Origin of the sequence: Gemmatimonas sp., from assembly GCF_041689975.1 — a bacterium.
In the GTDB taxonomy this organism is placed as follows: Bacteria; Gemmatimonadota; Gemmatimonadetes; order Gemmatimonadales; family Gemmatimonadaceae; genus Gemmatimonas.
On the sequence record NZ_JBDNFF010000116.1, the window covers coordinates 1 to 22,895 of the forward strand.

The 22,895-nt window shown below is 64.5% G+C and carries 23 protein-coding genes and 1 pseudogene; 18 read left to right on the top strand and 6 right to left on the bottom strand.

The features are described from left to right. Together ACESNG_RS08005 and ACESNG_RS08010 are read right to left on the bottom strand one after the other, a co-directional pair. Positions 1–300, bottom strand: a pseudogene (locus tag ACESNG_RS08005) (hypothetical protein); the annotation flags it as partial. 10 nt (positions 301–310) lie between these two features. Continuing rightward, the gene (locus tag ACESNG_RS08010) at positions 311–1,873 is read right to left on the bottom strand and encodes a response regulator (protein WP_373062341.1); all 1,563 of its coding nucleotides are present in this window, start codon (positions 1,871–1,873) and stop codon (positions 311–313) included. Positions 1,874–1,964: 91 nt separating this feature from the next. On the opposite strand from ACESNG_RS08010, the gene ACESNG_RS08015 reads away from it, so the two are divergent. The 5 genes from ACESNG_RS08015 to ruvA all read left to right on the top strand — a co-directional run bounded on the left by ACESNG_RS08015 (position 1,965) and on the right by ruvA (position 5,315). Next, positions 1,965–2,360 carry a hypothetical protein gene (locus ACESNG_RS08015; RefSeq protein ID WP_373062343.1) on the top strand — a complete coding sequence of 132 codons (396 nt, stop codon included), beginning with the start codon at positions 1,965–1,967 and terminating at the stop codon, positions 2,358–2,360. Further along, a complete protein-coding gene (locus ACESNG_RS08020) occupies positions 2,357–3,196 on the top strand; it encodes a DnaB-like helicase C-terminal domain-containing protein (RefSeq protein WP_373068483.1) in 840 nt (279 codons plus the stop codon). The genes ACESNG_RS08015 and ACESNG_RS08020 overlap by 4 nt, the downstream gene beginning before the upstream one ends. A 243-nt stretch (positions 3,197–3,439) precedes the next feature. After that, positions 3,440–4,183, top strand: a complete 744-nt coding sequence (locus ACESNG_RS08025; RefSeq protein ID WP_373062347.1) for a YebC/PmpR family DNA-binding transcriptional regulator — start codon at positions 3,440–3,442, stop codon at positions 4,181–4,183. Beyond that, entirely contained in the window at positions 4,180–4,716 is a 537-nt protein-coding gene (gene ruvC / locus ACESNG_RS08030; RefSeq protein ID WP_373062349.1) for a crossover junction endodeoxyribonuclease RuvC, read from the top strand. Before ACESNG_RS08025 ends, ruvC begins: the two co-directional genes overlap by 4 nt. Beyond that, positions 4,713–5,315 carry a Holliday junction branch migration protein RuvA gene (gene ruvA / locus ACESNG_RS08035; RefSeq protein ID WP_373062351.1) on the top strand — a complete coding sequence of 201 codons (603 nt, stop codon included), beginning with the start codon at positions 4,713–4,715 and terminating at the stop codon, positions 5,313–5,315. The genes ruvC and ruvA overlap by 4 nt, the downstream gene beginning before the upstream one ends. A 140-nt stretch (positions 5,316–5,455) precedes the next feature. On the opposite strand, the gene ACESNG_RS08040 is transcribed toward ruvA, so the two are convergent. Genes ACESNG_RS08040 through ACESNG_RS08055 form a run of 4 tightly spaced genes read right to left on the bottom strand, consistent with a single transcriptional unit; the run spans position 5,456 to position 10,030 of the window. Continuing rightward, positions 5,456–7,093 carry a M28 family peptidase gene (locus ACESNG_RS08040; protein ID WP_373068485.1) on the bottom strand — a complete coding sequence of 546 codons (1,638 nt, stop codon included), beginning with the start codon at positions 7,091–7,093 and terminating at the stop codon, positions 5,456–5,458. Positions 7,094–7,137: 44 nt separating this feature from the next. Then, positions 7,138–8,730, bottom strand: coding sequence for an FtsX-like permease family protein (locus tag ACESNG_RS08045; protein WP_373062355.1), 1,593 nt, complete (start codon positions 8,728–8,730; stop codon positions 7,138–7,140). Continuing rightward, positions 8,727–9,473, bottom strand: a complete 747-nt coding sequence (locus ACESNG_RS08050; protein ID WP_373062357.1) for an ABC transporter ATP-binding protein — start codon at positions 9,471–9,473, stop codon at positions 8,727–8,729. The genes ACESNG_RS08045 and ACESNG_RS08050 overlap by 4 nt, the downstream gene beginning before the upstream one ends. Further along, positions 9,470–10,030 (bottom strand): DUF3299 domain-containing protein, encoded by a 561-nt coding sequence (locus ACESNG_RS08055; RefSeq protein WP_373062359.1) that lies wholly within the window; start codon positions 10,028–10,030, stop codon positions 9,470–9,472. Before ACESNG_RS08055 ends, ACESNG_RS08050 begins: the two co-directional genes overlap by 4 nt. A gap of 179 nt (positions 10,031–10,209) precedes the next feature. Here ACESNG_RS08055 and ruvB point away from each other — a divergent pair, with 179 nt between their 5' ends. From ruvB to ACESNG_RS08120, 13 genes are all read left to right on the top strand, one after another. Next, positions 10,210–11,238, top strand: coding sequence for a Holliday junction branch migration DNA helicase RuvB (gene ruvB, locus ACESNG_RS08060; protein ID WP_373062361.1), 1,029 nt, complete (start codon positions 10,210–10,212; stop codon positions 11,236–11,238). A 10-nt stretch (positions 11,239–11,248) separates the two neighbouring features. Next, on the top strand, positions 11,249–13,519 hold the full coding sequence (locus tag ACESNG_RS08065; RefSeq protein WP_373068487.1) for a GWxTD domain-containing protein: 2,271 nt from the start codon (positions 11,249–11,251) through the stop codon (positions 13,517–13,519). Between the two features lie 70 nt (positions 13,520–13,589). Then, positions 13,590–14,651, top strand: a complete 1,062-nt coding sequence (gene queA, locus ACESNG_RS08070; RefSeq protein WP_373062365.1) for a tRNA preQ1(34) S-adenosylmethionine ribosyltransferase-isomerase QueA — start codon at positions 13,590–13,592, stop codon at positions 14,649–14,651. A gap of 140 nt (positions 14,652–14,791) precedes the next feature. Beyond that, on the top strand, positions 14,792–15,943 hold the full coding sequence (tgt, locus tag ACESNG_RS08075) for a tRNA guanosine(34) transglycosylase Tgt (protein ID WP_373062367.1): 1,152 nt from the start codon (positions 14,792–14,794) through the stop codon (positions 15,941–15,943). Next, positions 15,940–16,290 (top strand): preprotein translocase subunit YajC, encoded by a 351-nt coding sequence (yajC, locus tag ACESNG_RS08080; RefSeq protein ID WP_373062369.1) that lies wholly within the window; start codon positions 15,940–15,942, stop codon positions 16,288–16,290. The genes tgt and yajC overlap by 4 nt, the downstream gene beginning before the upstream one ends. Positions 16,291–16,297: 7 nt before the next feature. After that, positions 16,298–16,864 carry a peptide deformylase gene (gene def / locus ACESNG_RS08085; protein ID WP_373062371.1) on the top strand — a complete coding sequence of 189 codons (567 nt, stop codon included), beginning with the start codon at positions 16,298–16,300 and terminating at the stop codon, positions 16,862–16,864. 18 nt (positions 16,865–16,882) lie between these two features. Then, positions 16,883–17,848 carry a methionyl-tRNA formyltransferase gene (fmt, locus tag ACESNG_RS08090; RefSeq protein ID WP_373062373.1) on the top strand — a complete coding sequence of 322 codons (966 nt, stop codon included), beginning with the start codon at positions 16,883–16,885 and terminating at the stop codon, positions 17,846–17,848. Positions 17,849–17,855: 7 nt separating this feature from the next. After that, positions 17,856–19,199, top strand: a complete 1,344-nt coding sequence (gene rsmB / locus ACESNG_RS08095; protein ID WP_373068489.1) for a 16S rRNA (cytosine(967)-C(5))-methyltransferase RsmB — start codon at positions 17,856–17,858, stop codon at positions 19,197–19,199. Next, entirely contained in the window at positions 19,199–19,753 is a 555-nt protein-coding gene (locus tag ACESNG_RS08100) for a PASTA domain-containing protein (protein ID WP_373062377.1), read from the top strand. The genes rsmB and ACESNG_RS08100 overlap by 1 nt, the downstream gene beginning before the upstream one ends. Then, positions 19,750–20,415: a ribulose-phosphate 3-epimerase gene (gene rpe, locus ACESNG_RS08105; protein WP_373068491.1), complete on the top strand. Its 666-nt coding sequence runs from the start codon at positions 19,750–19,752 to the stop codon at positions 20,413–20,415. Before ACESNG_RS08100 ends, rpe begins: the two co-directional genes overlap by 4 nt. Beyond that, the gene (locus tag ACESNG_RS08110) at positions 20,412–20,963 is read left to right on the top strand and encodes a peroxiredoxin family protein (RefSeq protein ID WP_373068493.1); all 552 of its coding nucleotides are present in this window, start codon (positions 20,412–20,414) and stop codon (positions 20,961–20,963) included. The genes rpe and ACESNG_RS08110 overlap by 4 nt, the downstream gene beginning before the upstream one ends. Continuing rightward, positions 20,963–22,039, top strand: coding sequence for a tRNA (adenosine(37)-N6)-threonylcarbamoyltransferase complex transferase subunit TsaD (tsaD, locus tag ACESNG_RS08115; protein ID WP_373061902.1), 1,077 nt, complete (start codon positions 20,963–20,965; stop codon positions 22,037–22,039). Before ACESNG_RS08110 ends, tsaD begins: the two co-directional genes overlap by 1 nt. 57 nt (positions 22,040–22,096) lie before the next feature. Then, positions 22,097–22,895, top strand: a 799-nt coding sequence (locus ACESNG_RS08120) for a prolipoprotein diacylglyceryl transferase (RefSeq protein ID WP_373068495.1), incomplete at its 3' end; no start/stop codon positions are given.

Genomic DNA, 22,895 nt, shown 5'->3' on the forward strand with positions numbered 1-22,895 from the left:
GACGTTCTTGAGCGTGACCGCCAGCAGCACCAGTATGATGACATTGCGCAGCGATCCCATCTGGTCGGACGGATCCAGCAGGAAGCCGATGGTCGTGCCAAGAATGGCCGACACGACCTTGTTGCCCGGAATGAGCTGCGGCTGCTCGAACAGCGCGTTCAGAAACGGGATCAGTAGCGTGAACGAAAACACGTCGAACACGGCGGCGAGCAGGTTGAGCGACACGACGCCCACCAGCTTCGAGCGGTGCGGACGCACAAAGCCCCATAACCTTCCCCACAGTTCCTGCGTTACGCTCATCGCGTACCGCTCATCGCTTGGGCGTCAACAGTGCCACGGGCAGGATGCACTCCTCGGGCGTGACGCCGCCGTGCAGGAACGATCCACGGTACCGGCTCTGGTATTCGCGCAGTTTGGTGGGATACACGAAGAACGTGTCGCCGGCCGCCATCAACGTATTGGTGCCGGGTGCACGATGCGGCAGACGCAGATCGTCGGGGTTGGTGAACAACAGCGCCTGCTCCGGGCGTTCGGCGCGCAGATCCTCGCCGAACTTGTAGCGCAGGTTGGCGGTGGCGTCGCGCTTCGCGAACACGGTTGCCGGCGAATTGCAATGCAGCGCGCCGTGATCGCTGGTGATCACCACCGAGATATTTCGGCGCGACGCTTCCTTGAGCAGCGTGAACAGCGCCGACCGCTCGAACCACTGCCTGGTGATGGCCCGCAACGCGATTTCGTCGCGCGCGACCTCGAACAGAATCATCGATTCGCTGCGGCCGTGCGTGAGCATATCCACGAAGTTGAACACGAACGCGTGGATGCCTTCCCCCGCGATCGCGCCCGGCAGATGGCGTTCGAGATCGTCCGAGTCGGCAGCGGTCGTGATTTTATGATAGCGCACGGGCGCCTTGACCTGCAGCTCCTCGAGGTGCGCCACCAGCAAATCGCGCTCGTGCATGTTCAGCGTTTCGTCGTCCTTCTCGCCCCACCAGTCGGGAAAGCGCGCGGCGATCTCGGCGGGGAACAGCCCACTGAAGAGCGCGTTGCGCGCATACGGCGTAGCGGTCGGCAAGATCGAGTAATAGTGCGTGGTCTCCACGTCGTACAATGGCGCCAGCAGCGGCTCCAGCACACGCCACTGATCCACGCGCAAGCAATCGATCACCACGAAGATCGCCTTGCGATCGCGCAGCAGCACCGGCATCACGAACTCGGTCACGACATCCACCGAGAGCGGCGGCCGGTCACCTTCGAGCTCGCGCAGCCAGCGCGGATACTCCGTGCGCATGAATGTGGCGAACTCGCGGTGCATGTCGGGATACAACCCGCGCAACGACTCGTGCAGCCCGAGTTCGCCGGCGTCGGCAAGATCGACGTCCCACTGCATCAGCTCCGCGAAGCGCTCGACCCAGCCGCGCCAATCGAGTCCGGCGTAGCGCTCCGACTCGATGGCACGAAACCGTTCCACGAACGCGCGGGCCAGCGCCTGCGAGCGGATCAGCGGACCTTCGAGGATGCGCGTGATGACCGTGAGCACTTGACGCGGCGTGACCGGCTTCACGAGGTAATCGCGGATGTTCGCGCCGATCGCTTCCTTGAGCGTCGCGTCCTCCTCGCTCTTGGTGACCATCACGACGGGCATGGTCGGCAGCATCTCGCGAATGTCCTTGTAGGCATCCAATCCGCGGGTGCCCGGCATCTGCTCGTCGAGCAGCACCAGATCGTACGGGCGCCGTCGCAAGAGCTCGAGCGCGTCATCGGCGTTCGTCGCCGTGTCGACGTGATAGCCCTTGTCTCCGAGCAGGAGTCGATGCGGCTCGAGAAGCTCCGCTTCGTCGTCCACCCAAAGAATCGTTTTTGCCATCAGCGCCATGCCGTAAGGTACCTGGGCGGCAGGACCACGGTCCAGCGGCGCCCGCCCCCTGCCCCGCACCAGACGCAATCGGACGCGTTACATTCGGATCGTGCACGCTGAATCCCTTCCCTACGCGCTCGAACCGCTCCGCTTCCCCTTCCCTGCTCTCGCGTCGCTCGCCGGACGCTTGCCGCTGGGCGGAGGACGTGAAGTCGCATTGGCGGCGCTCATGACGGCCCGGCTCGCGCTGGGCGTGATGACCGGCGACGCGCTCCATCCCGGCGAGCGGGTTACCCGCGTCGCGGCCGCCAAGGTGTGGCTGGCCTCGCTGGCACTCCCCGCGACCACGCGCGTGCCGTTTGCCCGCTGTGTCGAATCGACCACCGGCACATCGCTCCAGGTGGCCGGTGCGATCCGTAGTCTCGTCGCGGCCGCCGGCACGCACCTCGACGGCGCGTCGGTGCAGGAACTCGAGAAACTCGCGCGCCAACTCGCCGGATCATGACGCGTCCCACCGACATCTCACCGCTTACCCGGGTCGTAGCACGGCTCGACCGGGCCAGTCTCGGTGATGTCGACCCGGGTATCGTGCCCACACGGTTCCCCTCGATCGACCGCGCCATCGGCGGTGGCTTCCGTCGTGGCGACCTGGTCGTAGTCGGAGGAGACGACAGCGCCGGCTGCTCGGCGCTCAGTCTCGCTATCGCCCTCCGCGTATCGCCCCGTGCGCTGTTCCTCACGGGCGAAATGCACGCCGAGCGCGCCTACGAACGCGCACTCGCGATGGCAGCGAAAGTATCGCTGGAATCGCTGCGCCTGGGCGCGGTGACAGAGGAAGAGCGCGCCACGCTCGCCACGGCCGCGGTGACCTTGCGCGACCGCGCACCGGTCATCGAAACGATCACGTCGGGGACGCTGGACGCGATCGATCACGCGGTGGAAGCGACGCCGGACGCATCGCTGGTGTTGGTCGATTCGTTGGAGTGCCTGCTGGATCGTGACTCGGGACGCGACGAGGCACTGGGCTTCGCGGTGCTCTCCCTCAAACGACTCGCGATGCGGCGGAATGTGGCGCTCCTGCTCACCACCCACCTCCCCCAGCTCGACCGCCTCCGACACGACCGTCGCCCCCGCCTCACCGATTTCGGACTCGGCGGTGCGATCGGGACTCACGCCGATCTGGTCCTAGGGTTGTATCGCGAGGAGCTGTACGAAACCGATCACGGTGTCTCGGGAGCGGCCGAGCTGCTGCTGCTGAAGCACCGGGATGGAGCGAAGGGATATGTGGATCTGTACTTCGACAACCGGTACAGTCGGTTCGAGGATGTGTTGGAGGAGTAGGGAGTCGGGAGGGTCTTCACCCGCATTTGCACCCATTGCCCACCGCCCACCACCTCAAACCCCGAGCCAAGAGCCCACAGCCCGAACGCCATGGGCTATTGGCTTGAAGTCATGGGTCTTGGGTACTGGGTAGTGGGGTTTTTCCTGCGAACGACCCACTCCGATTTCACACTCCTCACCCTCTCAGCATTATTTTCCGCGTCATCAGTTCGATGTTACCATCCGCATCAACGGGGCAGGGCGATGGCAGGACATAGCAAATGGAAGACGATCAAGCGTGCGAAGGCCGCGACTGACAGCAAGCGCGGCGCGCTCTTTACGCGGCTGATTCGTGAAATCACCATGGCCGCCAAACTTGGCGGCGGTGATCCGGGCGGCAATCCGCGACTGCGCACGGCCATCGACAACGCGAAAGCGGTATCGATGCCGAAGGACAACATCGACCGCGCGATCAAGAAGGGTACCGGTGAACTCGAAGGCGTGGACTACGTCGAAGTGCTCTACGAAGCGTACGGTCCCGGCGGCGTCGCCATCATGATCCAGGCAGTCACCGACAATCCCACGCGCACCGTGGCCGACGTGCGGCACAAGCTCTCGCGCAACCACGGCAACATGGGATCGAGCAATTCCGTGGCCTATCTCTTCGAGCGGAAGGGACAGATGTCCGTGGGCGCCGAGGGAGTGCACGAGGATACGCTCATCGAGGCCGCGCTCGAAGCCGGCGCCGATGATGTGGTACGTGACGATACCGAGTTCACGATCACAACCAATCCCGGTGCGCTGCACGCGACGAAGGAAGGGCTCGAGTCGAAGAAGTACAAGGTGGCCGACGCCGAACTCGCATGGGTACCCAAGAGCACGGTGAAGGTGGAAGGCCAGGCCGCGGAACAGCTCATGAAGCTGCTCGAGGCGCTCGAAGAGCTCGACGATGTGCAGAAAGTCGATGCGAACTTCGAGATGGACGACGACGCCATGGCCGACGCGTGAGCCCGTCGCTGGTGCTCGGGATCGATCCGGGCACCGCCGTCACGGGGTACGGTGTAGTCGCCTTCGACGGCCGCACCGCCACTCTCGTGGAATGCGGTGTCATTCGCACCACCGCGAAGGACCCACTCCCGCAACGCCTGCTGGAGATTCACGAAGGGGTCGAGGAACTGATCGCGCGTCATCGTCCCGACACCATTTCCGTCGAAGACGTGTTCTACGCCAAGAACGTGCGCACGACGATCGTCCTTGGCCACGCACGCGGCGTGATCCTGCTGGCCGCGCAAAAATCCGCGCTCACGATCGTCGAGTATCCGCCGGCCGAGATCAAGAAAACGATCACCGGCACTGGCGGCGCCACGAAAGAACAGGTGCAGTTCATGGTGGCGCGCCTGCTGCGTCTCAAGTCGGCGCCGCAACCCGCCGACGCCGCCGACGGAGTCGCCGCCGCATTGTGCGCCTGTCTCATGTCATCGGGACCGAAGCTCCCCGAGCTGCCGCCGATGCGCATTCCCCTCGCCAAGCTCGTGAAATGATCGCACTGCTGTCCGGCACGCTCGTGCATCGCGAACTCGATCGTGTGGAGATTCTCACATCGGGCGGTGTGGGCTACGAGTGCCTCATTCCGCTCTCGGTGTTCGAGTCATTGCCGAAGGAAGGGGCCACGGTCACACTGCACACGCACCTCGCCGTGCGCGAAGACGCGTGGCACTTGTACGGCTTCTCCGATCGCTACGACCGCGCGGTGTTTCAGCGGCTGCTCGTGGCCAAAGGCGTTGGCCCCGCGCTCGCACTCGGCATCCTGTCGGCGCTCACGCCGGAACGCGTCGTGCGTGCGCTGCGTGAGAAGGACATCACGACCCTCATGCGCGTACCGCGTGTAGGTCGGAAGAAGGCCGAGCAGATCATTCTCGATCTGGCCGACAAGATGGACACCATCGGCAACGCGCCCACAGCCGTCGGCGTCACTGCAAGTCCCGTGGCCGACGACGCCATTCGCGCCCTCATCGCGCTCGGCTACAACCAGCTCGACGCCGATCGTGCCGTACGCAGCGTGATGGACGGAGGCGCTGTGGGGGATGTCAGTGTGGTGGTGCGAGGGGCGTTGGGTCGGTTGACGGCGAAGGGCAGCTAGGTCGGTTTGCTGCGACCTAGGCTCACGTGAGTTCGGAGTGCTGAGTTGAAGTTCGGAGTTCTGAGTTCAACCCACGACTCCAAACTTTCACTCAAAACTCCAAACCCACGTGACGCTCTCGGACTCGCGCCAATCTTTCTCTATCGCCGATACTGACTCGCATCCCGCTGCGGTTTCCCACAGCTCGGGATCGTGATCGCCTGCCCCGGCCGTCCACCGGGAATCGGATCGACCAGCACACGCGAGCTCTTCTCCGCGTCTTCGCTTGCCAGGTACACGAACATCGCGGTGAGCGTCGCGTTGTGCTTCAGGTCATCGAGGATGATCTTGTCGAACGAATCGCGATTGGTGTGCCAAGTGCTGTTGCTGTAGTCCCAGTTCAGTGCGCCGAGACCGACGGCCGGTGCGCCCCAGCAGCGAAACGACGCGTCGTCCGATCCGGCGCCGATACCCGACGGACCCGAGAGACGGATGTACTGCGTGAGCTGCGACGGCATCTGGTTCATGTACTGCGCGAGACGCGGTCCGTTCTCCGGATGCAGCCCCGGGCCCGTGCTGACCACGCGACCGGTACCGTTGTCCTGATTGAATGCGAACTGCAATCCCTTTATGACTTCGGGGTGATCGGCCGTGAACGAGCCGGAGCCGTTCAAGCCCTGCTCTTCACCGCTCCAGTGACCGACCACGATGGTGCGCGACGGCTTCGGATACACCGTCTTCAGAATGCGCAACGCTTCCATCATCGTGATCGAGCCCGTCGCGTTGTCGGTCGCGCCCGAGTGACCTTCCCAGCTGTCGAAGTGCGCCGAAAGCACCACGTACTCGTCGGGCTTCGTGGCACCCTTGATCTCGGCGATCACGTTGAACACCGGCTTGTCACCGAGCGCTTCGGACTCCGCCATCAGACGGACCTTCGGGCCTTGGCTGTTCTGCGCGAGGCGGAACAGCATGCCGTAGTCTTCGCAGCCCACATCGAAGGTAGGAAGCGCCGCGTTGCGCGGCGATCCGAAAATCTTGTTCACACCGGGATACTGCGAGTAGTTCGATTCGAATACCGCCACCGCACCGGCGGCCTTCACGTCGCTGTAGAACGTCGGCACGCGCTGCGTCGCGCCCTGATATGTGGCCGACAGATCACGCTGCATCGAGTCGAGCGTCGCCTGCGTACTCGGCATCGCGAACTCCGCGATCTGTGCCGCCGGACGACAGGTGAGACGCGGCGCCGACGCCAGTATGATCTTGCCCTTCACACTCGGCAACCACGCCGCGAATTCTTCGGGCGACTGATACGGCTTCACCACCACCGCTTCAGCGTCGACCCATTTGCCGGCCGTGTTGCCGCTCCACGACAGCATGTTGATCTCGAGCGCCTTCACGCGCGGCGCCGTGAGCTGCGCAAACGCCGCGCCACGCTTCCACGAGTTCCACGTGCCGTACTGTTCCTTGCGCGCAGAAACTCCAAACTGCTTGTACGTAGCAAGCAGCCAATCCTGCGCGCGATTCATGTTCGGCGAGCCCGTGAGACGCGGGCCGACCGAATCGAGCAGCTGCTGCGCCAACGTTCCGGCCTGCGAACGCTGCATGCCCTCTTCCCACAGCTTCAGGATAACGGGGTCCGTGGGCGCATCCTTCCGGACATACGACGGCGCCGGGTCGACCGGCAGCGCCTGAATGTTCTTGGCCACCGATGCCGGGCCGCGACCGGGCTGCGCGGCGGCCGATACCGTAGCGGATGCCGTTGCCGCGAGCAGAAAAGCGAAAACAGAGTAGGAACGCATCGAAATTCTGGTATGTGGTAGAAAATGTGGTGGTGAGCGGTGCGTCAGGCCCGCGGACTCAACCCGTCCACGAGTGACGTGCGGTATGCCTTCCACGCCGGCACGAAGCCGATCATGAGGCCGGCACCCATAACGACTGCGAGATACGTCCACTCCGTGGAGCGGAGTGGATGCAAAGCGAGATGCAAGCCGAAACGTTGTTCGATCGGCCCCTGCGCCACGAACAAGCCGATGTACACGGCGGCCACGCCGATGACGCAGCCGAGCAGCGCGAGCAGACCACTCTCGAGCACGAGCAGCGAGATGATCATGCGCGGACCGGCGCCCACCGCGCGAAGAATCGCCATCTCGCGACGACGCGCTTCGAGCGACGAGTACAGCGCCACCAGCATACCGGTCAAACCGATCGCCACCGCAAAGATCGCGATCACCCGCAGCCCCACTTCCGCGCTGCCGATATTCTGCCACAGCTCGCCGAGCGCCACACCAGGAATGACCGCCGTAAGCGGCTCCACCAGATCGGTGTTCATTTCGCGCTGCAGCATCAGTGCTTCGAATCGATTCCTGGTCCCGACAAAGAACGCCGTGATCTGATCGTCACCGTGATCGTGCGCCGGCTCGGACGCCACGAGTTCAGCCGCCACGGGTTCGCTCACCGCCGCCGCCGCCTTCTGTTCTTCCGCCGCCCGCTTCACCTCCGGCATCGCGCCAGGAGGCGGCTCCGCCCCCGGCATCACCAGCGGCGTCCCCACTGGGATCCCCGGAGGCGGCTCTGCCCCCGGCATCACCATCGGCGTTCCCGTCGGCGGCGCCATCGCCACCGCCCGCGCTTTATTCGCCGCCACAATCGCCGCCGCCTTCGCGCTCTTCGCGCGCAGTTTCTCGGCCGCCAAAGGCGCCGCCAGCGCCGTTACCCCCTGCCCCCTCCCTCCTGAAACCCTCCCCCCTGCACCCTCCGCCGACGCCATCGACGACCCAGCAATCCCAGCAACCGCAGTCTCAGGTGCATGCATCGCCTCGATCCCCTCCAGCGTCACGTACACTGACCGATCGATCGGCGTGAACGTGCGCCCGAGAATCCCGACCACATGGAACGGGTGCGCCTCATGACTCGACGTGCCGATATCTCGGAGCCCGTGCACCACGACCACTGGCGTGCCGATCGTGTAGCCGAGCTTCTCCGCCACATCACTGCCGATCACGACTTCCGTGTCGGAAGCTGCGGCGCGTCCAGACACGAACACGATCCGTCCATCTTTTCGGAAGCGATAGCGCTCGTAGAACTCGGGCGTCGTGCCGACCACGCGGAAGCCGCGATGACTATCGCCGAGGGAGTAGGGCACGACCCACTTCACCGCCGGGTGCGCCTTCCAGCGCTCCATCGTGGACAATTTGACCGAGCCCGACGGCGAGCCGATACCGAACACCGCGCTCAACAACACCTGTAGCGTGCCGCCGCGTGCGCCCACGATCAAATCGACACCGCGAATCGTGCCGGCGAAGCTGTCGCGCACGCCGGCGCGTACGTTTTCGATACCGACCAACAGCGTGACGCTCAGCGCAATCGAGGCCACCGTCAGCGACGTGGTCAGGAGACGGCTGCGCAACGACGTGAGGGCCAGACGCAACAACATCATGCGTCCGCTCCGACCGTCGCCGCACGATTGATCTCCATCAATTCCACGGTGCGCGAGAACAGCGGCATCAGTGTATGGTCGTGGCTCACAAACACGAGCGTAGCGTTGACCTTCGCGCATGACGCGAACAGCAGCTCGAGAAACTGCTCACGCCGGTCGGTGTCGAGCGCACTGGTGGGCTCGTCGGCAATGACGACCTCGGGGCTACCCATCAACGCGCGGGCCGCGGCAACCCGCTGTTGCTGCCCTACACTCAGTTCCGAAATCGGCGAATCGAGGTACTGGCCGATATCGAGCTGCGACGCGATGTCGCGCACCGCGTCATCGAGAGAACGGCCGCCGAGACGCTCACGACGCGCGGGCTCGAGCCGAACGGGGAGCAGGATGTTCTCCCGCACCGGGAGATACGGGATGAGGTTGAACATCTGGAACACGTAGCCCAGATGCCGCGCCCGAAACGCATCGCGCGCGCCGCCCGACATCGTCGAAAAGTCCTGACCGAGCACGCGCACGCTGCCGCTGGTCGCCTGCAGTACGCCTGCGAGAAGACCGAGGAGCGTGGTTTTGCCACTGCCACTCGGCCCATGCAGAAACACCGTCTCGCCGCGGGCGATCGTCAGCGAGGCGATCGCCAGGACGTCGCGTCCTTTCTTGTAGGAAAAGCGCACTGCAGACAGCTCGACCGCCGGCGTCCCGTTGGGAACAGCACCGGTAGGAACTGCCCCTGTGGCTCCTTGGCTCATTTCGACGAGTAGGGTTCGACCTTGAGTCCTTCCAATTGATAGCCCACCGTGCCGTACGGGCTCTCCACCGAGGAAATCTTGAGGCGGCCCGACATCCAGACGGCATCGAACAGATTGAGCTTGATCGCCTTCTTGCCACTCATCTCGACCATGACGATCTGATTCGGCGGCGGCGGTGGCGTGTGCACGCAGGCGCCATAATACGGCACCAGCAGGAACTCGGCACCATCTTCCTGGAAGTCGTCGAGCGGTACGACGAAGCCCGGAATCCGGACCAACTTGCCCTCGAGCTTTTTTAGCGTGTCGGTCGACTTGCCGTTCGTGTAGTCGAGGCCGGCCAGCACACGCCAATCGATATTCACCGCCTCTTCCACAAGTGCCTTGGGAGCGGTCGGCTCCGCGGATTCAGGCGCAGCGGGAGCGGCTGCGGTGCGAGCCGGGGGCGTGGTGCGCAACGGGCGGGCGGGCGCAGATAGCGCAGGCGTCGTGAACGCCGTCGTGGCGAAGAGTACGACGGAGATTCCGGCTAGCGACAGAACAGGCGAACGACGAGACATGGCGAATCCTGGGAACAGGACGGACGGGAACCCACGCGACGGCGTCGCGGGTCACTTCCGGAATTTACGCAATCCGAGCGGGAACGCTGAACCATGCGGAGACTGGAAAGCCGCCGCCCTCTGCCAGTATACCCCTTGGTCGACGGCTCGTGCCTGGTTGGCACGGTATATTCCTGTTCATGAGCCGCGCTGAAATCACCACGCCGGAAGCCCACGCCGACGAGAGTGTCGTCGAACTGTCCCTTCGCCCCCAGCGCCTGGTCGAGTTCATCGGCCAGAAAAAGGTCAAGGACAGCCTCGGCATCGCCATCGCCGCCGCGCGCGCCCGGAAGGAGCCGCTCGACCACACGCTCTTTTTCGGCCCCCCAGGACTCGGGAAGACTACGCTGGCCGACCTCATGGCCCGCGAACTGGGAGTGAATCTCACCACGACGTCCGGTCCCGCGCTCGAAAAGCCGGCCGATCTCGTCGGTCCCCTCACCAATCTGCGTGAGGGCGACGTGCTGTTCATCGACGAAATTCACCGGATGCGCCCGATCATCGAGGAGTTCCTCTATCCCGCGATGGAGGACTACCGGATCGACATTCGGCTGTCCGATGGCCCCAAGGCGCAGACAGTCTCGATGAACATCGAGAAGTTCACACTCGTCGGCGCCACGACACGGCTGGGTATGCTCACGGCGCCACTGCGCGCCCGCTTCGGCATCGTGCAGCAGCTGGGCTTTTATCCGGTGGACGAGCTCGAAGTGATCGTGCGTCGCACGGGCGAAGTGCTGAAAGTGGAGATGGACCCGAGAGGCGCGCATGAGATTGCGAAGCGCTCGCGTGGCACCCCGCGCGTGGCTAACCGATTGTTGCGTCGCGTGCGCGATTACGCGCAGGTGTGCGCCGACGGTCGCATCACACTCGAGGTCGCGCAGGCCGCGCTCGAGCTGAACAACGTGGACCATTTCGGATTGGACGACATGGATGCACGTCTGCTGAAAACGATCATTGAGAAGTTCGACGGCGGTCCGGTCGGGCTCGGGACGATTGCCGCCGCCATCGGCGAGGATTCTGAAACGATTGAAGAGGTGTACGAACCGTTCCTGGTTCAGCATGGCTTTTTGCAGCGTACATCGCGCGGACGCGTGGCCACGGCGCACGCGTATCGCCATCTAGGCTATGTTCCTCCCAATGGTGCTTTCGAACAACCCACCCTGTTCTAAGCTATCGACAATGATCACAATGTTTGGCCGCTCGGTGCGAGCCATGCGGCGTGCACTCGGGGTGCTTCTGTCGTCCGCCGTCGCCTCGCTCGCTCTGTCGGCCCAGCCGATGGCAACGTCGCCGTTCCAACCGGCGGTACCGCGACTCTCGAGCCCCCAGTTCGCCGACTCGGTCGCGGCTGCCGGTGACACGGCCCGCGCCATCGCGATCCTCGACTCGGTCGTCCGCGCCGACAAGCGGAACGCCGCCGCGTGGCATCAGCTTGGCCGTTTGCAGTGGAACATGGCGCGCAGTGCACGCGATCCGAACTACATGAAGGATCAAAAGAAGATCCGTCTCCTGATCGCCGCCGACTCGGCACTGCGATTAGCCGCTCAGCTTGCGCCCGACAGTGCGCGCTTCCACCTCGACCTCAGTCGCTTCAACATCGAGTCGGGCGTGTCCACGACGCGCTTTGCCTCGCGCGGACAGGCCAGCGATGGCTACGACGCCGCAAAGCGCACGGGAGATCGCCTGCGCTTTGCCGATGCGGCCGACATGATGGGCATGGGCGCGTGGCGCCTGTACGAGGGAGTCGCCAATCGGGCCCTCAGCAGCGACCAGCGGAAGGTGCAACTCGGCAGCGCCAACAACTGGGATCGCAGCCAAGCGCGTGACTACATCGACAGCTTCGCCAAGAAGATCGAACCGCCGACCGGGACGGTGGACTACGAAAAGGCGTTGGCGTTCTTCCAGGAATCGGTTGGTGCGGACTCCACCAGTCTGCGCTACAGTCGGCACCTGTTCATGGCATACGCTGAGCGCAATCGCTGGGATGACATGGGGCGCACGGCCGGCACCCGCGCGCGCCAGTTTCCTCTTGACTATCAGGCGCAACTCGCCCTCGGGTTGGCGCAGCATCGGCGCGGCGACGAAACCGCGGCACGGTTGGCCTTCGACAGCGCCTTTGTCTTGATGGACGACGTCGAAAGCGCGCGGCTGACGCGCTTCACACGCATCCTGCGTCCGAATCCCGGCAAAGCGCTCCAGGGCACCGGGGGCGATTCTCTTGGCTACTCCACGCTTCCCGCCGCCCAGCAGCGCGGCCTCGAAGCGATGTATTGGGTAATGAGTGATCCGCTCGCCCTCACAACCGAGAATGAGCATCGTCTCGAGTTTCTCGCGCGCGTGGTATACGCCGACTTCCGGTGGACGGTCGATGAATTGAATCTGCGTGGCGCGGATAGCGATCGCGGAGATATTCATGTGCGCTACGGCCCGCCGGACTACGAGGTCAACATCCCTGGGAGTACGACGAACCCGGACGGTGGGAATGTGCTCACCTGGTCATACCGCAACGGCCTGACGTTCTTTTTCGACAGCCCGCCTGGTTTCAGCAACGCACGAATCGCGTTCGCCGATCGCGATTACGTGGAACGGATCAAGAACTCGGTACCGGTGTCATGGTCGAATGTGCTGGCCACCCGAGCGCTCGATACGATTCCGTTGCGGATCGCGCGCTTCCGCTCGGGCGCCGACTCCAGTGATGCCGTGATCGTTGCGCTCGTTCCCATCGACTCGCTGGTTGCCACCAGCGGCCTCGATCGGGCACCGGTCGACCTCGAAGTTCGGATCTTCGATCAGTTCGTGAAGGTGCGTGGCCTCGAGGTAGAGCAGTCGACCTTCGCCACGAACAGCGCCAACGACCCGCTCGACCGCGTGTGGACCCGTCGCCTCGGCCCCGGTATCAACGTGGTCCGCGTCGAGGCGCTTCAAGCCGACAGCAAGCGCGGTGCGCGCGCGATGGCGCGCCTGACTCCGGCCGTGAACGTGGGCTTCGGGATGAGCGACGTGCTGCTTGGCAGCAAGCCCGAGCTGCGCAGCGGCGTCACTACGCCGTCGCAGTGGCGAGACGTTGCCATGACCCCGAACGTGGGCAGCATCGCGCAGGGCACTTCGCTCGGACTGCTCTGGGAGATGTATGATCTCGTGCCGCGCGATGGAATGACGAAGTATCGCGTGGCCATCACGGTGGAGCGGGAAGACCGGAAGGGTGCCATCGGGTTCGCGGTGCGCGTGCTCGACAATGTCGGACGTGCGGTAGGCCGCACGCAGCAGCAGTCGCGCGATCGTTTCACGATCTCGTTCGACCGACAGGGCAGCGCGCTTCCCGTACTGGTGGAGTATCTCTCGCTCGACATGACGCAGGCGCCGACGGGCGGCTACCGACTGCATGTCGAGGTGACGGACCTGTCGAACCAGAAGAAAACGGCGCGTAACACCGAATTCCGCATTCGCTGAACGAAAAAACCCGTCGTACTGTTGCGCGGCGGCGACGATTCGGTTGTCTTTCTGCGCTTCCATGACCTCAATGCCTGACTCCGCCAGCGCGTCGCCCCACAAGGGCAGTCGCACGTCCGACTACGACTATGAACTCCCCGAGGAGCGCATCGCGCAGCGTCCGGTCGAGCCGCGCGACGCGAGTCGTTTGCTCGTGCTCGATCGGCGCGACGGCAGCATCGCGCATCGCACGTTCCGCGACATCGCGGAGTTGATACCCGCCGGTGACACGCTCGTGGTGAACACCACCAAGGTGTTCCGCGCGCGGCTCCTGGGACAGCGGGAGAGTGGCGGTCCGGCGGAGATTCTGTTGCTGCGACCGATCAACGACGACCACTACGAAGCGATGATCCACCCGGGCGGCAAGCTCCGTCCGGGACGCGTGGTCACGATCGCCCCCGACTTCCGCGTCGAGATCGTCGACTCGACACCGCGGCACACGCGCATCGTGCGCTTGCACACCAACGGCGACGTGGCCGGCACGATCGAGAAGTACGGGCATGTGCCGCTACCGCCGTATATCGACCGCGCCGATGAAACGAGTGATACCGCTCGGTATCAGACGGTCTACGCCGATCAGGTCGGCTCGGTCGCGGCCCCCACGGCCGGCCTGCACTTCACGCCCGACCTCCTCGACACGCTCCGCACGCGCGGCGTGGAGATGGCGCAGGTGCTGCTGCATGTCGGTGCCGGCACCTTCAGGCCCGTGAGCGACGAGGATCCCTCGCAGCACGTGATGCACGAGGAGTGGTGCGAAGTCACCACCGACACGGCGCAGCAGCTCAACGCGGTGCGCGCACGCGGCAACCGCATCTGGGCGATCGGCACGACCAGCGTGCGCACACTCGAAACCGCCACCGACGTGCATGGCGTGATTCACCCGCACAGCGGCGACACGAACATCTTCCTGCGTCCGCCGGCCACGCTACATGGCCTCGACCACCTGGTCACGAACTTCCACCTACCCAAGTCCACGCTCATCATGCTCGTGGCGGCCTTCGCCGGCTACGACCTCACGATGCACGCGTACCGCACGGCGGTGGCCGAGAATTATCGGTTCTACTCGTACGGCGACGCCATGTGCATCATCTGAAGTACGCTCGCTTCGTTTGACGGATCGTCGGTGAGTTTGGAGTCGTGAGTTGAAGTTCGGAGTTGTGAGTACGACCAACTCACGACTCGAAACTTGAACTCACAACTCGAGACCCACGTAGTGACTATTAGATTGCCAATGTGACCTTCTCCTTTCGTCTCGACTCCACCGACGGCCTCGCCCGCGCCGGTCAATTCACGACGCCCCATGGCGTGATGAATACGCCGCAGTTCATGCCGGTCGGCACGCTCGCCTCGGTCAAGTCGCTCGACCCCGAGGATCTGCAGCGCCTCGGCGCGACGATGATTCTGGCCAATGCCTATCACCTGCGCCTGCGTCCCGGCGACGAGATGATCCGCACCATGGGCGGCCTCCACCGCTTCATGCACTGGGATGGCCCGATCCTCACCGATTCCGGTGGCTTTCAGGTGTTCTCGCTGGAGGGACTGCGCAAGATCACCGAACAGGGGGTCGAGTTCCGGAGCCACCTCGATGGGTCGCTGCAGCAATTCACTCCCGAATCGGTCATGCGGATCGAGCGCAACCTGGGCGCCGACGTGATCATGCAGTTCGACCATGTGGTCCCGGGACAGACCGAAGCGGGGCTGGCGCGGGAGGCCATGGAACGCAGCATCCGCTGGCTCGAGCGGTGCCGCGTGGAGTTCGATCGGCTGCTTCGGGAAGACCCCGACGCCCCGACAGCAGTACAGGCGCTCTTCCCCATCGTGCAGGGCGGCATTCACGCCGACCTGCGACGGGAATCGGCCGCGGCCATCCGGAACGCCGCCGACTGGGTCGGTCTGGGAATCGGCGGACTGTCGGTGGGTGAGGCCAAGCCCGACATGTACGCGATGCTGGACGTGGTCAACGAGGCGCTTCCCACGGACCGCCCCCGCTACCTCATGGGCGTCGGCTTTCCGGAGGATCTGGTGGAAGGCGTGGCCCGCGGGGTCGACCTGTTCGACTGCGTGGCTCCCACACGGATGGGACGGACCGGCGCGTTTTTTACGACCACGGGCCGCCGGAGCATCAAGAACGCCGCCTGGCGCCTCGACCCGTCCCCGCTGGACGATACGTGCACCTGTTCCGCCTGTACCCGGTTCTCGAAGGCCTATATCCGGCACCTGTTCGTGTCGGAAGAGATCCTCGGACTGCGCCTCCTGAGCCTTCATAATGTACATTTCCTTGTTGCGCTGATGCGCGACGCACGAGTCGCTGTTCTGGCCGGCACGTTCCAGGGCTGGAGCCGTGACTGGCTCGCCCGCTATCACTCACGATCGACGTCTTCATGAGCTCCTCAGTCCTTGCCAGCTTCGCCGCCCTGCAGTTGGGTGGCAGCAGTCAGATCGCTTCCATGATTTTCATGTATGGCGCAATCTTCGCGATCTTCTACTTCGTGCTTATCCGGCCGCAGCAGCGCCAGCGGAAGGCGCACAACGCGCTCGTCCAGGCGCTTAAAAAGGGCGATGAGATCGTCACCGCCGGTGGCCTCGTGGGCGAAGTCGTGTTTATTGCGACGCTCGGCAAGGACGGCGCGGTAAGCATGGAAGATCGCATTACGATCAAGACGGGCGAGTCGAAGGTGATCGTCGAGCGTGGCCGCATTTCGCGCGTCGGCTCCTCCACCCCGGCGGTCTGAGGTATCCGTGTCGTTGCTCGATATTCACGTCCTGGGTTCGCCGATCCTCCGCCAGGACACGGAACGCGTCGAGCAGATCACGCCGGACTTGCGGCGGCTGGTGGACGACATGTTCGACACGATGGACAAGGCGAAAGGGGTCGGTCTCGCCGCGCCGCAGGTGGGGCGTCGTGAACGGCTGGCTGTGATCGAGGTGGATGAGACACGTCTGGTCGTCATCAACCCCGAGCTCATTCTGAAGGAAGGCTCGGTGCGCGGCGAAGAAGGCTGTCTGTCGATCCCCGAAGTGTACGCCGATGTCGACCGGTTCTTGCGCGTGATCGTGCGTGCCCAGGACATCGACGGGGTCTGGTACGAAGTCGAAGGCACCGAACTGCTGGGACGGTGCCTGCAGCACGAAGTCGATCACCTGCACGGCCGCTTGTTCACCGACCGTCTCAGTCTGCTCAAGCGTCGCGCCGCGATGCGCGAGTGGGAGTACGAAAAGGCGAAGTACCCGAAGCTCCTGCGCGTGCTCCCCGTCGGCGATCTGCCGAAAGAGCGCGTCGCTACCACACCCGCCACGAAGACATAACCGGAGACCGCCCCACCCGTGCGAATTCTCTTCTGGGGCACTCCCGATTTCGCCGTTCCGTCGCTCCGCGCGCTGATTGGCGAAGGGCATGACGTGGTCGGTGTCGTCACGCAGCCCGACAAACCGCGCGGCCGTTCGCGCACTCAGCTCGATCCGTCGCCCGTCAAGCGCGTCGCGCTCGACGAAGGCATTCCGGTGCTGCAGCCCGAGAAGCCGCGCGGCGACGACTTCCTGGACGCCATGCGGGCGCTGGCGCCCGATATCTCGGTGGTGGTCGCCTACGGATGCATTCTGCCCAAGGCCGCCATCGATCTGCCGGCCCTCGGGACGCTCAACATTCACGGTTCCATCCTCCCCGCCCTGCGCGGCGCCGCACCCATTCAGGCGGCGATTCTCGACGGCATGACTGAAACGGGCATCACGATCATGCAGATGGTGCCTGCGCTCGACGCCGGCGATATGCTGCACGTGCTGCGCACCCCGATCGCATCCGACGAAACCTATGGCGAACTGCACGACCGGCTGTCGGAGCTCGGCGCGCTGGCCATCGTGCAGGCGCTCACCATGATCGACGCGCAGATCGTACGACCGGTGGCGCAGGACGACGCGCAGTCGACCTACGCCTCGAAGATCGATCGCGATATGGCCCGTCTCGACTTCACCTGGTCGGCGGAACGCGTCTCGCGCGCCACGCGCGCCTTCGATCCGCGACCGGGAGCGTTTGCCAGTCTGCGCGGCGTGGAGACGAAACTGTTCAGCGTGCGCGTGGTCGGCGATGGTACGAACGACGATCTCGACGAGCCCACGCTGGCGAGTCCACCGGGCACGGTGCGCTCGGCCGACGACAACGGGCTGCTCGTCCGCTGCGGCGAAGGCGCCGTGCGATTCATGGATGTACAGCCCAGCGGCAAGCCGCGTATGACCGCCGCGTCATTGGCGCGCGGCCGCGGCGTGTCGGTGGGCGACCTGCTCGAGCCGGCGTGAGAACCCGATGATGGCCATGGTCAAGAACAAGCCGCACAGCATGCCGGGCGTGACCGAGTCACGCGCCGCCGCGGCTATGGTACTGGCCGACCTGCGCAACGGCGCCATGCTCGACGCGGCGTTCGAACGCTACGTCGCACCGCTGGAGGCGCGCGACCGTCGCTGGGTGCAGGAGTTGCTCTGGGGCATGCTGCGCACGCGCAACCGTCTCGATGCGATACTGGCCGAGCGCGTGCGCGGCGGTATCGCCAAAATCGATGTCGACGTGGCCGATCTGTTGCGCCTTGGTGCGTACCAGCTGCTCAGCATGGGCAGCGTGCCGGCCTACGCCGCGATCGGACAGACCGTCGAACTCACCAAGCGTCGGCATGGCATCGGTGCCAGCAAGCTGGCAAACGCTGTGTTGCGTCGTATCGATCGCGAGCGCGACACGATCGAGCCGCCGGTACCGGCGGAACCGCTGGAAGCGCTGGCGCAACAGTATTCACATCCGCGATGGGTGATCGCGCGATGGGTCGATCGCTGGGGAATGGCAGACACCGAGCGCCTGCTGGCCGTGAACAACGAACCGGCATCGATCACCGTGCGCCCGTATGGTGTGAGTCGCGAGCAGCTCGACGACATGCTCACCGGCGCCGGCGTGACCACGCATGAGGTACCGCTGGTGCCCGACTCGATCCGGCTCGGGCCCGGCGTCGCCCTCACCGAACTCGGCGCGTTCAAGCAGGGCGCCTTCTTCGTGCAGGATCCGGCTGCCACACTCGTGGCGCAATACGCGTACGTGCCGGAAGGCGGAGTGGTGATCGACCTCTGCGCAGCGCCCGGTGGCAAGGCGCTCGAACTCTCACGTCGCGCACGACTGGTCTTCGCAGCCGACGCCAAGATGGCGCGCCTGGAACGCATGCTCACGGGCTTCGGTCGTCTCGATGCCACCAACCTCATCCCGATCGTCTGCGATGCGCGTCATCCGGCCATCGGCGAGGCAGATGTGGTGGTGATCGACGTCCCATGCACCGGCACGGGCACCTTCCGTCGACATCCCGACGCGCGCTGGCGTCTGCGCGTATCCGATTTCGCGGTGTTACCGGCGCTGCAGCGCGAGATTCTGCTAGCCGCCGCCGCCATCGTGAAACCAGGCGGCTTGCTGGTGTACAGCACCTGCTCGCTCGAACTGGAAGAGAACGACGATCAGATCGAGTCGTTCCTCGCGACGCACAACGACTTCACATTGGAACCACCGCCAGCGGGCACGGTACCGGAATCGGTGCTGGACAACGGACTCCTCCGCGTGTTGCCACAGCAGCACGGCACCGACGGCGCCTTCGCAGCGCGGTTGCGGAGAACGGCGTAATGTCCGCGGCGAAGAAGTCCGGCACGCGCACGTCGATGTCGAAGACGACGCGCACGTGGCTCATTCGCGGCGCGATCGCGGCCGTCGCTGGTCTGACTATCGGTGGCGCCGGCGGCGTGGTCACCGTACGCACACTCGAGCCCGGGCGCGCCAACGCGGTGGACTCCGTGCAGGCAGTGCTCGACAGCATTGCGCGTGGCGCGGTCCCGGAGCCGACCGCAGCCGAACGCGATCAGGCATCGAAACGACAGGCCGATAGCGCGGCGCGGGCGAGTCAGTCGGCTGACAGCGCGGCAAAGGAGGACGTGCTGCTGCCCGTCCCCGATGTAGTAGGACTCGAAGAAGGCCCTGCCCGCGACATGCTGCTCGCATCCGGGCTGCTCGTGGGCGACGTACAGTTTCGCGCCAGCAGCAGTCCGGCCGGGATCGTGCTCGCCACGACGCCGCCCGCCGGCAGCCTGCTGGCATCGAGCGGCACGGTCTCACTCGTGATCAGCGATGGACGTTCCCCCGCCGACACGCTCTCTACCCCTCAGCTCCATCCGGCGCCATGACCGTTCGTATTGCACCCTCCGTACTCAGCGCCGACTTCCGCAGACTCGGCGAAGAGATTGCCATGTGCGACGCCGGTGGTGCCGACTGGATTCACGTGGACGTGATGGACGGGCGGTTCGTGCCGAGCCTCTCGTTCGGCGTGAAGGTGATCGAAGCGGCGCGTCGGTCCAGCACGAAGGTCATCGACGTGCATCTCATGGTCTTCGAGCCCGAGAACTACTTCGACGACTACGTGAAGGCCGGCGCCGATGTGCTCACCATTCACGCCGAAGCCGCGCCGCATCTCGACCGTCAACTCGCGCGCATCAAGTCACTCGGCTGCAAGGCAGGCGTCGCACTCAACCCGGCCACCCCGTTGTCCATGATCGAAGAAGTCGCGCACATGGTGGATCTGGTGCTCATCATGAGCGTCAATCCGGGCTATGGCGGACAGACGTTCATCGAGTATTCGATCGACAAGATCGCGCGCGCCCGTCTCCTGCTCGATCAGGCCCAGAGTAGCGCCGCGCTGCAGGTAGACGGCGGAATTTCGCGCGACACGATCTATCGGTGCTGGGACGCCGGCGCCGATACGTTCGTGGCCGGCAACGCGATTTTCGGCGCCAAGGATCCGCAGGCGGAGATCGCCGTGCTTCGTAACCTTTGTGTGGAGCAGGTATGACCGCCAAACAACAGTGGCTCGTGGTATTGGGCATTGTGGCCATCCTGGTTGGCGGCGCGTTCACGGCATCGCACTTCCTGAAAGACGAGCTCACCAGCATTTCCGTGGGCTCCGACGCGCCGGGCTTCGCCGCCAAGACGCTCACGGGCACGCTGACCATGAAGACGCTCACGAACTATCGCGGCGAGGTCGTGCTGCTGAACATCTGGGCCACGTGGTGCATTCCGTGCCGCACCGAGATGCCCAGCATCGAAGCCGTGCATCAGGCGCTTGGACCGAAGGGGCTTAAAGTGGTCGCCGTCAGCATCGATGATGAAGGCGCTGAGCAGAAGATCCGGGACTTCGCGAAGGAGTTCAAACTCACCTTCGAGATGCTGCACGATCCCGACGGGTCGATTCAGGGGATCTATCGCACCACCGGCGTTCCCGAAACGTTCGTGATCGGGCGCGACGGCGTGATTCGCAAGAAGTGGATCGGCGCGGAAGACTGGAATTCGGAAGGCAATCAGCGACTCCTCCTGTCGCTGCTGGCCGAACCGAAACCGTAGTGAGTGCAACCGTCGCCCCGCGCCGCGTGCTCGGCATCGAGACGTCGTGCGACGAAACCTCGGCGGCGGTGGTGTACGGGACGCCCACCGACATGCGACTCGAATCGCTGGTGATTTTTTCGCAGGACGTGCATCGTCTGTTCGGTGGTGTCGTACCCGAGATCGCGAGCCGGCAACACCTCACCGGTATCGTGCCGGCGGTACGCACGGCCTTGGCCGATGCCAACGTCTCACTGAGTGATCTCGACGCGATCGCGGTCACGCACGCACCGGGACTGGTGGGCGCACTGCTGGTGGGCACGAGCTACGCCAAGGCACTCGGGTTCACGCACAACACGCCCGTCGTTCCGGTGCATCATCTCGAAGGCCACCTCTTCGCGACGCTACTCGAGCACCCCGAGGCCACACCGCCGTTTACCGCGCTACTCGTGAGCGGCGGACACACGTTGCTGCTCGACGTCGAGGCGTGGGGCCGCTATCGCCTGCTCGGTCAGACGCGCGACGATGCCGCTGGTGAAGCGTTCGACAAGGTCGCCAAGCTGCTTGGGCTGCCCTATCCCGGCGGTCGGCCGCTCGAGGAGCTGGCGCGCGCGGCGGAGTCGCCGACGCAAACACATCCGCATCGCTTCGCGCGACCGATGCTGCGGAAATCGTCCGAGCCGGGCGATGACGACTATTACGACTGCTCGTTCAGCGGACTCAAAACCGCCGCGCTGTACGCCGTGCGCAATGCGGAAAAAGCCGGGGTGCTCAACGAGCAACGCGCCAGCATTGCGCGAGGCTTTCAGGACGCGCTCATCGATACGCTCGCGGAAAAGGTAGCGCGGGCGGTGCGGCGCCATCGCCGCACGCGGGTAGTACTGGGTGGCGGCGTGGCGTGCAATCGCGCGCTGCAAGAGGCGATTCGCGAGCGCGTAGCACCCCGCGGCACCGTCTTCGCACCAATGCCACGGCTAGCCACCGACAACGCCGCCATGATCGCCGCCGCTGGGCTTTTCCGATTCGAGGCCGGCGAGCGGGCCGATCCCACCATGACCGCGCAAGCGTCCCTACCGATTCCCGGTATCTTTTCATAAGCGCCGTCTCCGTACTCCCCCGTACTCCCGACTCCCTACTCCGTACTCCGTACTCGATTGTCGCCCATCATCCACCACCCCACGGTCTTCAAGTTCGGCTTCCTCGAACTGACCGGATTCGGACTCGCCGTCCTCATGGCGTTCGTGATCGCGCAGATCGTCTGTCAGCGCGAGTTCTGGCGCCGCGGACACAACGCCGAAGCGGACGCAATGCCGGACATCGTGCTCGCGGCGCTGATCGGCACGCTGATCGGGGCGAAGACGTATTACGTGGCACTCACGGGCGACCCCTCGGCCTTCTTCAGCCGCGGCGGCTTCGTGTTCTGGGGCGGCTTCATCGGTTCCGTCGCGCTCTGCTATGCGACGATCAAGTACAAGAAGCTGAGCTTCCTCAAGATCGCCGACGTGGCCGGAATCGGCATCGCCGCCGGCTACTCGGTCGGCCGCACGGGATGCTGGGCCGTGGGCGACGATTATGGCCGTCCGTTCAACGGGTTCTTCGCGACGCAGTTTCCCGAGGGCGCCCCGCCAAGCACGGCGGCGGTGATGTCACAGCAGTTCGGTGTGCAGTTCCCGGCCGGCACCAACCCGACGGATGTGATCGCGGTATACCCCACGCAGCTGTACGAGACGATCATGGGGTTCGTGATGTTCGCGATTCTGTGGCGTTTCCGAAAGCACGCGCATTTGCCTGGCTGGCTGTTCGGCATGTACTGCATCCTGGCTGGCATCGAACGGTTCATCGTGGAGTTCTTCCGCGCGAAGGATGACCGGCTGGTTATGGGGTTCTCGACCGCGCAGATCATCGGTATCGCGATCCTGGCCATTGGAGTCGCGCTGATGGCCGCACGGAGTA